Source organism: Nostoc mirabile CHAB5784, assembly GCF_020829645.1.
GTDB lineage: Bacteria > Cyanobacteriota > Cyanobacteriia > Cyanobacteriales > Nostocaceae > Nostoc > Nostoc mirabile.
In genome coordinates this window covers 83,766-96,803 of the sequence record NZ_JAIVFS010000010.1, presented here as the reverse complement: position 1 = coordinate 96,803, position 13,038 = coordinate 83,766, and the positions used below count along the sequence as shown (strand labels likewise).

The following is a 13,038-nucleotide window of genomic DNA, read 5'->3' as shown; positions in this document are numbered from 1 at the left end:
AGCGAGGCCTCAACTCTTGGAGAGGCTATGCCAACAAGTCCGCCAGCGTTTCAGGTAAACCCTCATGAAAACTGCCATTAATGCAGCATTGACCTTAGTATAAGGATGAATCTGTAAGGGTCATTTAACATTGGACTTTGGACAAAAGACAAATGACAACTTAGTTATTGACTACTTGACCATAGAGGTCGTATGTATCAGCGTGGTGAATCGCTATTGGCACGATGGTTCCTAACTTTGCCTGGCCTTTGACATACACCAGACCATCAACCTCTGGGGAGAATCTACCTGAACGACCTATTAGTTCACCACTTTCAGGATTTTCTTGCTCAATCAGGACATCGACGATTTTGCCTACTTCCTGTTGATTTTTCTTTTGAGAAATCGGTTGCTGGAGTTCCATCAGTTGGTATCGGCGATCGTCCATCACTTCTTGCGGCAACTGATTTAGTAGCTTATAAGCTGGGGTTCCTTCCTCAGAGGAAAAGGTGAAGACGCCAACATGATCGAATTCATGTCGCCCAACGAACTCTAGTAGATGCTCAAAATGCTTGCTTGTTTCTCCTGGGAAACCAACAATAAATGTTGTCCGCAGTACGGCTGTTGGTAGCGCCGTTTTGATGCGATCTATAATCCCATCATTTACCCGTCCTTGCCAAGGACGGTTCATGGCGCGGAGAATTTCGGGATGAGAATGTTGCAAGGGCAAATCCAGATAAGGCAAGACGTTGGGTGTTTCTTGGATCGCCGCTATCACATCTGGGGTTAGTCCCGTGGGATAAGCGTAGTGCATTCTAATCCACGGTATATCTACTTTCCCCAAAGCGCGAAGTAATTCGGCTAATTTTGGCTTACCGTAAATATCCAAACCGTAATTAGTGGTGATTTGGGAAATTAGAATAATTTCCTTTACCCCTTGACTAACTAACTGCTCGGCTTCGGCGACTATAGATTCAATAGTACGCGATCGCTGGTTCCCTCGAAGATGAGGAATGATACAAAATGCACAACGATAATCACATCCTTCCGCAACCCGCAGGTAAGCTACGCCCTCGGTTGTAGTGCGATAGCGCGGTGTAGTTTCATCGGCGATGTAGGTTGGTTCGATACTAACCTGTTTAACCCGTTCGCCTTGTTCTACACGCTCAATTACATTTACAATTTTGTGATAATCACCTGTACCAACCACCGCTACTGCTTCCGGCAACTCTTCCAAAAGTTGTTCTTGGAAATGTTGCGCCATACAGCCAGTGATTACGATTTTTTTGTTTGCCTCTGCCAGTTCTACCAAAGTTCTGACAGATTCTTGCCGGGCTGCTTCAATAAAACTACAAGTATTAACAATAACGTAATCGGCTAACTCTTCATTTGTATCTACACCGTAGCCTGCTTCTACGAGCATTCCCAGCATGTGTTCTGTATCAATTCGGTTTTTCTCGCAGCCCAGGTGAGAAATGGCAATTGTTGGCTTGTCACCCATATTTTGAAAAAATCTTCATTTTTTTTCTTCTTGTAGTCAAACATTCTGGCGCAAAATTAAGCTTTTTTGCTATCAGCATCCTCATGAAAACAGCGCAGTGGCAAATCTCCACTGTCAATAACTGCTCGTGGACTCATAACCCTATCAATAAATAAAAATAGAGGTCATGTTATGATATTCCTATCAATCTGTTCCCCAGGGTAAATTGAAGTGTCTTTGGGTACATTTGACACTTGTAATCTTTTTTAACAATTCGCCTATTGGTATTTTACATTACCACAGCGTGTGCGTTGTTAATCTACCCATCGGGAAGCCGCCCAAGGGGCTTGTTGTGAGAAGTCGCTACCCTCCGGGAAATCGACGAAAGCGACTACGCTTAATAAAGCAGTAATGCTAGCCTGGCGATTGGCAAGTCCTACGACTGGGCGCGGACAAGACGCCTAAACCACGGAAAGCTGCCTCGCGTCTAGTGAGTGGCAAACTCCTCTTGTAGCCAAGTTTTATCTTAACATATCTTATGGGAGGTTGGAGGCCAATTTCCATCTCAGGAAGGAGGCAGTAAACCGACTATCATAAAACACATTTGACTAGTTAATGAAAAGTCAAGAGTCAAGGGTCATATAGTCAATAGTCAAAAAATTCTCGACTCTAGACTCCGCGAGGCGGATTAAAGACGTGGACTTATATCAATTATTTAAAACTCGCTCACCGATTATTGGCGTGGTTCACCTGCTACCACTGCCGACCTCACCTCGTTGGGGAGGTAGCCTAAAAGCGGTGATTGACCGCGCCGAACAAGAAGCTGCTGCCCTGGCAAGTGGAGGGGTTGACGGGCTGATTGTGGAGAATTTTTTCGACGCGCCGTTTACCAAAAACCAAGTCGATCCGGTGGTTGTGAGTGCCATGACCATTGTGGTGCAGCGGATACAAAATTTAGTGACTTTGCCTGTAGGCTTAAATGTTTTGCGAAACGACGCCAAAAGTGCAATGGCGATCGCTAGCTGTGTGCAGGCGCAATTCATCCGCGTCAACGTTCTCACAGGAGTGATGGCAACCGATCAGGGATTAATTGAGGGAGAAGCCCATCAATTACTCCGCTATCGACGGGAGTTAGGCTGTGATGTTAAAATCCTGGCCGATGTGTTGGTGAAACACGCCCGTCCTTTGAGTTCTCCAAATCTCACAGTCGCCGTGAAAGACACCATTGAAAGGGGTTTAGCAGACGGAGTGATTTTGTCTGGTTGGGCTACTGGTAGTCCACCTAACTTAGAAGATTTGGAACTAGCTTGTGGTGCAGCAGCTGGCACGCCAGTGTTCATCGGTAGTGGGGCGAATTGGGAAAATATTGATACATTAATGCAGGCAGCAGATGGTGTCATAGTTTCCAGTTCCCTGAAACGCCACGGACGTATAGAGCAACCAATTGACCCAATTCGCGTCAGTCAATTTGTCGAAGCTGCACGTCGCAATTGGAACTCCAAAAGTGAAAGTAAATCAGCAGAACAAGTAAAGTTACATTCTTAGAAAGTGGGGAGTGGGGAGTAGGGAGAGACGCGATTAATCGCGTCTGTACTAGGGAGTAGGGGGAGCAAGCGAACAATTAATTATTATTCCCCATTCCGCAATTCCCCATTCCCCATTCCCCATTCCCCATTCCTCATTCCCCATTCCCCAATATTTATGATTCGCCGTCGTTCTACTCCTTGGATTCATAAATGGTCACGTTCATTGATTGCCGCGATCGCTGGATGTGGTGCGCTGATAACAGGTTATCTTGCCATAGAAAAGTTAACAGGAGGCAGTGCAGCTTGTGTGGCACAGGCTGGTGTCAAGGGCTGTAATGATGTACTTTCCAGCCCTTGGGCAACGGTTTTTGGTCAGCCATTAGCTTTGTTTGGGTTTTTGGCATATACCAGTATGGTGATATTTGCTTTGGCTCCCTTGGTATTTAACTCAGGGGAAAAGAATAGTCGCAAGCAAGTGGAAAATTGGACGTGGTTGCTGCTGCTGGCGGGTGCGATCGCAATGTCTGTCTTTAGCGGCTATTTAATGTACGTGCTAGCATCTCAAATCAAAGCTATTTGTCCTTACTGTATCGGTTCAGCTTTGTTCTCTGTGAGTCTTTTGGTACTGACAATTATCGGTCGAACTTGGGAGGATATAGGACAAATCTTCTTTACCGCCATTATTGTGGGTATGGTGACGCTGATTGGCACTTTAGGCGTTTATGCTGGCGTGAATCAATCAGATGTTACACCTGTAACTCCAGGACAACCCGCAAAAATTACCTTTACTCCCAAAGGAGACGCTAACCCAGCCTTCGGTTGGAAAGTTACTACTACTTCTGGTGAGGCAGAAATCGCTTTAGCACGCCATCTGGCGAAGGTAGGCGCAAAGGAATACAGTGCTTACTGGTGTCCTCACTGCCATGAACAAAAGCTGCTTTTTGGTAAAGAAGCCGAGGAAGTAATTAACAAGGATGTTAAGGTAGAATGCGCTCCCGAGGGATTTAAAGCTCAACCCGAACTATGTAAAGCCGCAAAAATTGAAGGCTTCCCCACTTGGATTATCGATGGTAAAAGCTATAGCGGAGTCCAAAATTTAGAGGAACTAGCGAAAGTTTCTGGTTACACGGGCCCTCGTAACTTCAAGTATTTCAGGTAATCGACCTAGCGGTACGGTGTAGTTCACACCCAGTCAACTGGATGAATACAGCAAAATCTGTTTCCAGTTGGCTTTTTTGTTTTTGGTAATAGATAATAGGTGTTGTTCAATGTCCAATTACTAATTTTCCTACGCTTTTATCCGCAAGCACCTTAAGCTGAAGGAAATAAATTAAGTATATTTGCTAACATAAAATGTATACTTTAATTTATTTTTACAGCACTTGGGTGTCACTTGGGATGTAATCATGTCAGTGCCGAACCCAAAAGTGTATCTGTTGGAAGTTACCACAATTGTCAGGAAAATATCTAGTTGCTCAAAAATGTGCGCGTTTAATTGAGTAAGCTTTACCAGACAAACCTTTGAAAAGTAAAATCCGCTGAACTCACTTTCAACAATATTTATACTTAATTTGTGCTGATAGCCACAAAAGTCCCAGTTGCTGTTTGGTCAAATAATTGGCCTCAATATATGATAGTACATCACAACTACCACGATATCTTGAAAAACCTTACTAAATTGAAAAACTATTAGAAACTCTATTTAGCTCCTCCTTGAGCTATGTTAGTCCGATAGTTAATAGCTATAAAAAATAGAGAATATTTATTTTTCCCCACTAGTGTAATGGGAATGAATCAGCAGCTAGGCAAACGTTTTGTGAAGTTCATCTTTGGACTGAAACAATCGCTTAGTCGAGGACACAGAGAATTGATTACTGCCGCCAGCCTTGCAATCTGCGTCCTGCTTTTGCACTCCATCGGATTATTACAATCTTTGGAGTTGGCAGGTTTGGATCAATTTTTTCGCTTACGTCCAAATGAACCGCCAGAAGAGCGTATTACCATCGTAGGGATTGATGAAGCCGATTTAAAGGAAGTAGGTTCGTGGCCGATTCCAGATGCGAAGATTGCCCAGTTATTGCAAAAATTGAACGTCCACAAACCCCGTGCTATTGGCTTAGATATCTACCGAGATTTGGCAGTAGGGCTTGGTAATCAAGAACTTCGTAATGTTTATAAGTTAATGCCCAACTTGATTGGTATTGAGTTACTGGCAAATGACAAAAACGTTAATGTTTCACCTCCACTGGGGCTAAATCAGGATCAAGTGGGCTTTAACAATGTGCTGTATGATCTCGATGGGAAAGTACGTCGCAGTTTGTTGTATTGGCACGTTAATAATCAGGTACACGAAAGTTTTGCTCTAAAGTTGGCTTTATTGTATTTAAAGTCAGAAAATATTACTCCCACCAAAGCAAAAAACAACCCTGAGTATTTGCAATTGGGTAAGGCAGTATTTACTCGTTTTCAGGCTAATGATGGTGCCTATGTGCGAGCTGATGCTAGAGGCTACCAAATTTTGACTAACTTTCCCAAACCCAAATGTCAAAGTTCATCTAGAGAATTTTGTAATTTTCGCCAGGTATCGATGGGAGATGTACTGGCAGATAAAGTTAAAGAAAACTTAATCAAAGATCGGATTATACTTATTGGCTCCACTGCACCCAGCCTCCTAGATTTTGTATTCATTCCCTACTCCAGCAGTCTAATGGGTACGGCAAAGCCTGTACCTGGTATTCAACTGCAAGCTTATTTTATTAGTGAGTTAATCTCAGCTGCTCTGCAAGGACGACCGTTACTTAAAGTCTGGACTGACTTAGTGGAATACTTATGGATTTTTATCTGGTCTTATCTGGGAACTGTAACGACATGGCGGATACGACACGCAACTAAGAGCCTTTTTAGCATCCTAGTTTGTTGCTTGGTATTGACCCTGAGTGCCTACCTTGCTTTCTTGTACGGTTGGTGGATACCGCTAATTCCCTCACTGTTTAGCTTTGGCAGTTCAGCTATTTGGATGACCAGTCATATTGCCCACATCCAGGAAGAGTGGAAACGTTCTAAAGAATTTTTGCATCACGTAATCAACACGATTCCTGATCCAATTTTTGTGAAAAATGAACAACACCAGTGGATTGTTTTAAATGAGGCGTATTGTCGATTTATCGGTTATCCGAATAAGTTATTAATCGAAAAGTCAGACTATGACTTTTTCCCTAAACATGAAGCCGATGTGTTTCGACAACAGGATGATCTTGTATTCAGGACTCAAAAACCCCAGGAACATGAAGAAGAATTTACCAATGCACATGGTCAGACTCATCAAATTGCCACTAAGCGATCGCTCCATAAAGACTCAGCTGGCAATTTATTTTTAGTTGGAGTCATCCGAGATATTACTCAGCGCAAGCTCATGGAAGAACACCTAAAACGTACTGCTGCTGAACTATTGTGCTCTAACAAGGAACTAAAACTCAAAGAAGACCACTTGCGTCATTTAGCTTATCACGACCCGCTCACAGGTCTATCCAATCGCAAATTTTTTGCGGAACAACTTTACGAATCGTTACATTGGGCGCAACACAACAACTTGGTGCTGGGGCTGCTGTTTATTGATTTAGATGGCTTTAAGCAAATCAATGATACTCTGGGGCACGAGGTGGGCGATCGCTTGCTAATGACTATCGCCGGACGACTCAGCAACTCTTTACGCGCTAGTGATACAGTTTCTCGTTTGGGTGGCGATGAATTTACTGTGATTTTACGGGCAATTCCTAATGTTCAAATAGCTGCTAAAGTCGCCGCAAAAATTTTAACTAGTATTAGCAAGCCAGTTGTCTTGGATGGCTATGCAATCCGAGTCTCTGCGAGTATTGGCATTAGTGTTTATCCATACAACAGTCAAGACAGTGAAACTTTAATGAAACAAGCAGATGCAGCAATGTATCGTGCCAAGCACCTGGGTAAAAATCGCTACGAATTTGCTTAATTACGCAAGAGTCAAGTCTCCAGGTTTTTTTCTTTTTAGTCACAAATTTTACCTTGACATTAGGAATGACGAGTGGAGATACGTCCAAAGGACTATCTTGAAAAACTATAGTGTATATGCTGCGAAGTGGTTTTTTCGGGAAGATAAAGACCTAGTAAGGCTTTTTTACCTGAACACTAAACCTAAGAACATAGGTGAGAAAGGGATTAGTTATCAGAGGTAACTAGCAAATTAATTTTGTCAATATTATTACTAAAATAAAATATACTGTACTTACTCGGTTCATAGTTTTGAAAATCCTTATGGTATAGTAATTACGTTACTCTAACTTTATATATCTTTACTATAATTAAATTTTAAATATACACTTAACTAAGTATTACTTAATATTTTTCTGAGTTGTTAGCCAGTAAACATAGTGTTTATACTTATAAGCCTTAATATATTATTAATAAATAGTAGTTTAGACAAAATGCTTACTATAATTTATCAATATATCTAACTTTAGACTGATGTAAAAATGACATATTTAAGAATATCACTTAAGTAGATAAGCTATTTAATATGAGCAGATAAAGCTTAATTTACAAGCGTTTCCCATAATTCCTTGTACACCACCAACAATATTGAATTAATTTAATAAAGTTTTTTTTTACAAAAGACAGTAAATATACGGTAGAAAATAAAAAAACGTTTTTTAAATGAAAAACTAGTAAATTTACTGAAAGCCATGAAGACTAATTTCCGAATCAAAAAACTTATAATATTGTGTATAGCTGCTTACATGCTAATACCGAAAATTGCAGCCTGTACAGGTATGTTCAATACTGCAAGCGCTAATGCTTTTGGCGCTACTAGCAGTAACACCTTAATTGCCCGCGAAGCCAATTCTCAAAATTTAAACGACATGTATATCCCACCAAATTATGGTGGCCCCGACAGTCAGCATGGTAGTGGCACCCGCTAATAGCAATGTTGGATTTTAGATTGACCCCATGCGTGAAGGCATTGTGATTAAGTTATAGGCTAAGAACTACTGCCACTCAAGTAGACTGAAATTTCCCCTTTCACCACCTAGTGATAACGACCTAAGAGCGTCACCCGTCCAAGCGCTGCGACTAGAGAAGAAGGGATTAAAAGCCTTTGCTAAAAGCTTGTTCTGGAAAAAACTTCAATCAAGATAATAGTGGAGATTTCCACCAATGATGTGTTTGTACAAGTGCGTGAACTTGCCAATTCGGGTCTGGCTGAGGATAATCTAAACGGTAATGTCCACCTCGGCTTTCGGTTCTAAAAGCAGCACTTTTGAGAATTAAATCAGCGACATCTAATAAATTGCGGGTTTCTGCCCAAAGTCTCAATTGCCGTTCAACATCTGGTATATGAAAACTAGCTGGTTCTGCGGGACGTAAACCAAGCAAGAATTGACTTAAAGGCAGGATAGCAAAATCTTGTTGCCAAGATTCAATAGTAGCGATCGCACTTTCCAACCTTGATTGCTCCCGACAAATACCAGCACTTTCCCAGACTAGACGTGGTAACTTCTCCCTGAGTGCTTCTAGCTGTGCTTGCTGGATATGCCACTCACTAGCATCAGCACTAAATTTCTGTAATGGTAATACTGGTGTTTCTAACGGCAGCCCAATATTTTCTAACTCAATTTGAGCCATCTGGGCCCCAAACACAATACATTCCAGCAGGGAATTACTAGCAAGGCGATTTGCCCCATGCACCCCGGTACTAGCCGTTTCACCCACCGCGTACAAACCGGGAATATTCGTGCGATTCATCAGATCCGCGACAATGCCACCCATCCAATAATGGGCAGCAGGGGCCACAGGAATTGGTTCATGGAAGACATCAATGCCCCAATGCTGACAAACTTTGATGATGTTGGGAAAGCGGTGACGAATCTTGTCGGCAGGTATGGGGCGCATATCCAACCACACATGGGCGGTCGCTAAATCGACGGCGGTACGTTGTAAATGGCTGAAAATTGCTCTACTGACCACATCTCTGGGTGCGAGTTCACCCGCAGGGTGGTAGTCAAAGGCAAAACGCCGCCCTTCGTTATCGACAAGGTGTGCGCCCTCGCCGCGTACAGCTTCGCTAATCAGAAAGCGATCGGCACCAGGTTTAGTGAGGGCTGTGGGGTGAAATTGCACAAATTCCAAATCGCGGAGGATCGCCCCAGCCCGATATGCGATCGCTACCCCATCACCCGTACTTACCGCCGGGTTAGTGGTTTGGGCAAATACCTGACCGCCACCACCAGTTGCCAATACCACAGCACCAGCCCTTACCCATGTGATTTCACCTTGATAAAACAGGCTTATTCCCTGACAGCGACCAGTTTCGGGTTCAATCCACAAACTCAAAGCCAAAGCTTGCTGAATGACTTGAATATTATGGCGACGTAATACCTGGGCTGCGAGGGTGGTGGTAACTTCCCTACCTGTGGTGTCTGCGGCGTGGAGAACGCGGTTGCGAGAATGGGCAGCTTCTAAAGTTAAAGCCAAGGCTTGACCATGACGGTCAAAAGCAACTCCCAAGTTAACTAGGGATTGAATACAGTTAGGCGCAAGTTGGGCGAGAAATTCTACAGCAGTGCGATCGCACAAACCTGCACCTGCCCGGATCGTATCTTCAATGTGTAGCGTGGGAGAATCTTCCGGGGCAACTGCTGCGGCAATACCGCCTTGCGCCCAATCACTGGCGGATAAAGCAACAGTTTCTTTGGTAATCAAGCCGACTCGCAAGGAATCTGGTAGACACAGCGCTGTGTATAGTCCAGCAGCACCAGCGCCGACTACTAAGACATCAAATTGGCTAGGAATATCTATTTGAGACAAGGTAATGGGGGAGTTAGAAGTGAGGAGTTAGAAGTGACGAGTTAGAAGTGAGAAGTTAAAAAGTCATAACTCCTAACTCATAACTCCTAACTCATAACTCATATCATGTCCCACTCTCTAGAATCAGGAGTGGGCTGCTATTTGCTACATTAACTGCAACGTGCAGTTATCTGTAGATGCCATTGTTAAAGCGATCGTCTCCCTCGTTGAAGGCAGGTTCTAGTTCTGTCACAGTGAAGTTATCCAAGTTGGCTTGCAGGGTTTGTTTCTGGCGATCGCTCAATCCTGGAAGATCCAATACATCCTCTACATTTTTGTAGGGAGCATTTGTGATGATTTTCTTAGCCAAGGTGGGATAAAGCCCTGGATACTGTTGAAAAGCTCGGACGTTGGTATTATTCAAATCAATTTTTTTACCAAATTCCGTTCCTAGCTTTGCATCTGCCCGATTCTGCCGCTCAATTGCCAGAATTGGGACTTGAGGAAATGCAAAACTGTTGAAACTAGCAGCTTGGGCTATCTGAGTTGTTCCCAACCATCCCCAGCAACTAAGTAACAAGCTAAACACTGTTAATAAACGCGCCAATCCTTTCACGATTTTCTACCTCTTTCCATCAAACAGAAATAAAAGTTTTAAGCTAACAGCAGTCATTAGTCATTAGTCATTAGTCATTAGTCATTAGTCATTCGTGAGAGTGCCAAGGACAAAGGATAAAGGACAAAGGACAAAACCTGATAGCTTAATTAACACAGCAGTCATCAGAAACTAATATACAGCGTATTAATATCCACAATATTTGCCGTTAGTGGGTTTAACTATACTTTTGCCAAAAATTTTCATCGTGGTAAGAGTACCTGCATAGCTGCAATAGCGTTGTATCCATGATCCTGGTAGCATTCCCAGCTAGAGGAAATCTTTTCGGGGTGGCTAATTCTACTTCTTAAGCAGACACGAAACCGTCAAATGTCTAATACCGAAAACCCTAGCAAGATGAGTTGATAGTGATGGACTGTTATGTAATATTTCTTAACTTATTAATCATCTACAGCATCATTCTTGATGTGCTGTAGACTGGGCTGGAAAAAGTTTTGCTAACAGAAGCCTACACGATTGTTACAACCTCCAGCCTCCTTCACGCTGCGATCGCAGCTAACAAAAATAGGCTGTCTACCAAAATTGTGCTTAAAACTGCGCCACTAAAGGCATACCAGTGTCTTTGCTTTCGGACTAAAGGTAAAATTCCGATTGTCAACAGGACTAAGGCGAGAAATATGGCCCAACTTTGTCCCCAAGGCGTTTGTACTTGCATCAGAGCATTTTGTAATATTTGCGGTGCTAAATCTGCATCTACTCTCATAATTTGCCGCCAATAGGGCATCAAGTCTGCTATATAGAAATATACGTCGGTTAAGACTGTACCTAGTAAAGAACCTAAATAAAACCAGTTACCAACCTTGCCCCAATTCTTTGCCAAACACCAGCAAGCAAACGGTAATCCTATAGATTCCACAGGCAGATGCCATGCAGGTTCCCAACGTAACCAGCCCCAGTAAATAGCTCCTGCTAACCAACTCCAGCTAAATCCTAAGAGTAAATCTCCCCATACATAAGTCGCAGGACGTGACATTAAGGTAAAACTTAGCCACACCCAAAATGCTGCCAGCGCTAAACTTAGGCTTGGTAGCGATCGCACTATTGGCGCTTCTACAAATACTGGTACTGTTACCAAAAATACCGCCGCCCCAAACACTAACCAAGTTTGTCCGGCAGAAATAGATAAGGGAAGAGACAAAGAGCAGGAGAGTGTAGATTCTAATTGCTTGATGCCCTTCTGCCTAGTAACAGTTAAATCTAACTCGGTATCAATAGAAGGGGTAGAAGCAGTGTAGGAGGATAGTGTATTATTAATCAAAGTTTTTAATATTTGTTACTAAACTTTATTTTATTTAAGATATCACATTTTTAAATCCCCCCCCGGGGGATTGCCTGGGGCATTGTAATTATACTGAAATTTCCGGGAGTGCTGGCGCAAGCCAAACAAAATATTCTGCACTAGACTTATTCACTCAAGTTGCCTTATTTACAGAACTCCTCTGTAGTTCGCATTTACAAAGAACTACAGAGAGATGGAAGGTAAATGTAACGGGTAAAAAGTCAATGGCATCAGTCCAGTAAATATTAAAGTTTGATGAATTGCCAAAATTTCGTTGACTTATTGAAGTGGGTGTAAGAACATGGCCAGCGTCTTGGATGGTGTTATTGATTTAGTAAAGCGGAATTTTCTATAATATCGGGTGCAGCAAAAAGTATATAAATTAACATCTCCACCTAAGTAATGATGTCTACAACAGGAAAAAGGTATTAATTGATGGAGTTTATTCAAGCTTTTATTTTGGGTATTGTTCAAGGTGTTACAGAGTTTTTGCCAATCAGCAGCACTGCACATCTTCTGATTGTGACCAAGGTATTTGGTTGGAAAGAACTAGGTTCTAAAGATTTTGTCGATGCAATTCAATTTGGCAGCGTTATAGCAATTGTGGGCTATTTTTGGTCGCTGATTTCTAATATTGTCAAAGGTGGAATCGAAGCACTAAAAGACAAAGACTGGCAACGTGAGGAGTGGAAAATTATTGTCGGTATTGTAGTAGGAACAATGCCTGCCTTACTTTTCGGGTTTATTTTGAAAGACGTTCTACCAGAAAGCGCATTAATTATTGCCATAATGTCAATTATCATGGCACTTTTACTAGCTTTGGCAGAAAAAATTGGCACTCGCAAGCGAGATTTTAATTCATTGCAGATTCGGGATGGTATTTTAGTTGGATTGGGACAAACACTTGCTTTAATTCCGGGCGTTTCTCGTTCTGGCTCGACCTTGACGACTGCCTTATTTTTAGGATTAGAACGCGATACAGCAGCGAAATTCTCATTTTTATTAGGGTTTCCAACTCTTACCATTGCTACGCTGTATAAAAGTCTGAAAATCTTCAATTTATTTGAAGCCCAACAGTTGCCAGATAACATTGTTGGACTATTAATTGTAGGGATTATTTCAACCTTGATTTTTTCCTACCTATCAATTGCATTCTTAATCAAGTATTTAGCAACCAAAAACACTTTAGTTTTTGTTTGGTATAGATTAGCATTCGGCAGCGCTATTTTAGCTGCGATCGCAGCAGGTTGGAAAGGATAATTCATAATAGTCGTTAGTC

At 42.3% G+C, this 13,038-nt stretch carries 9 protein-coding genes; 5 read left to right on the top strand and 4 right to left on the bottom strand.

Going from position 1 to position 13,038, the window contains the following annotated elements:
* Positions 1-160: 160 nt before the first annotated feature.
* Entirely contained in the window at positions 161-1,480 is a 1,320-nt protein-coding gene (gene rimO / locus LC653_RS09760; RefSeq protein WP_229494290.1) for a 30S ribosomal protein S12 methylthiotransferase RimO, read from the bottom strand.
* Positions 1,481-2,155: 675 nt separating this feature from the next.
* On the opposite strand from rimO, the gene btpA reads away from it, so the two are divergent.
* The 4 genes from btpA (at position 2,156) to LC653_RS09740 (ending at position 7,940) form a co-directional block, all read left to right on the top strand.
* Positions 2,156-3,004: a photosystem I biogenesis protein BtpA gene (btpA, locus tag LC653_RS09755; protein ID WP_229494289.1), complete on the top strand. Its 849-nt coding sequence runs from the start codon at positions 2,156-2,158 to the stop codon at positions 3,002-3,004.
* 156 nt (positions 3,005-3,160) lie between these two features.
* Positions 3,161-4,144, top strand: coding sequence for a vitamin K epoxide reductase family protein (locus LC653_RS09750; RefSeq protein WP_229494288.1), 984 nt, complete (start codon positions 3,161-3,163; stop codon positions 4,142-4,144).
* A 630-nt stretch (positions 4,145-4,774) separates the two neighbouring features.
* The gene (locus tag LC653_RS09745; RefSeq protein WP_229494287.1) at positions 4,775-6,973 is read left to right on the top strand and encodes a CHASE2 domain-containing protein; all 2,199 of its coding nucleotides are present in this window, start codon (positions 4,775-4,777) and stop codon (positions 6,971-6,973) included.
* Between the two features lie 784 nt (positions 6,974-7,757).
* Positions 7,758-7,940, top strand: coding sequence for a hypothetical protein (locus LC653_RS09740; RefSeq protein ID WP_229494286.1), 183 nt, complete (start codon positions 7,758-7,760; stop codon positions 7,938-7,940).
* A gap of 208 nt (positions 7,941-8,148) precedes the next feature.
* Here the strand turns inward: LC653_RS09740 and nadB are convergent, their stop codons facing one another.
* The 3 genes from nadB to LC653_RS09725 form a co-directional block, all read right to left on the bottom strand.
* Positions 8,149-9,825: an L-aspartate oxidase gene (nadB, locus tag LC653_RS09735; RefSeq protein ID WP_229494285.1), complete on the bottom strand. Its 1,677-nt coding sequence runs from the start codon at positions 9,823-9,825 to the stop codon at positions 8,149-8,151.
* 166 nt (positions 9,826-9,991) lie between these two features.
* Positions 9,992-10,420 carry a photosystem II complex extrinsic protein PsbU gene (gene psbU / locus LC653_RS09730; RefSeq protein ID WP_229494284.1) on the bottom strand — a complete coding sequence of 143 codons (429 nt, stop codon included), beginning with the start codon at positions 10,418-10,420 and terminating at the stop codon, positions 9,992-9,994.
* A 538-nt stretch (positions 10,421-10,958) separates the two neighbouring features.
* Positions 10,959-11,738, bottom strand: a complete 780-nt coding sequence (locus LC653_RS09725; protein ID WP_229494283.1) for a DUF3120 domain-containing protein — start codon at positions 11,736-11,738, stop codon at positions 10,959-10,961.
* Between the two features lie 456 nt (positions 11,739-12,194).
* Here LC653_RS09725 and LC653_RS09720 point away from each other — a divergent pair, with 456 nt between their 5' ends.
* Positions 12,195-13,019, top strand: coding sequence for an undecaprenyl-diphosphate phosphatase (locus LC653_RS09720; protein ID WP_229494282.1), 825 nt, complete (start codon positions 12,195-12,197; stop codon positions 13,017-13,019).
* Positions 13,020-13,038 lie beyond the last annotated feature (19 nt).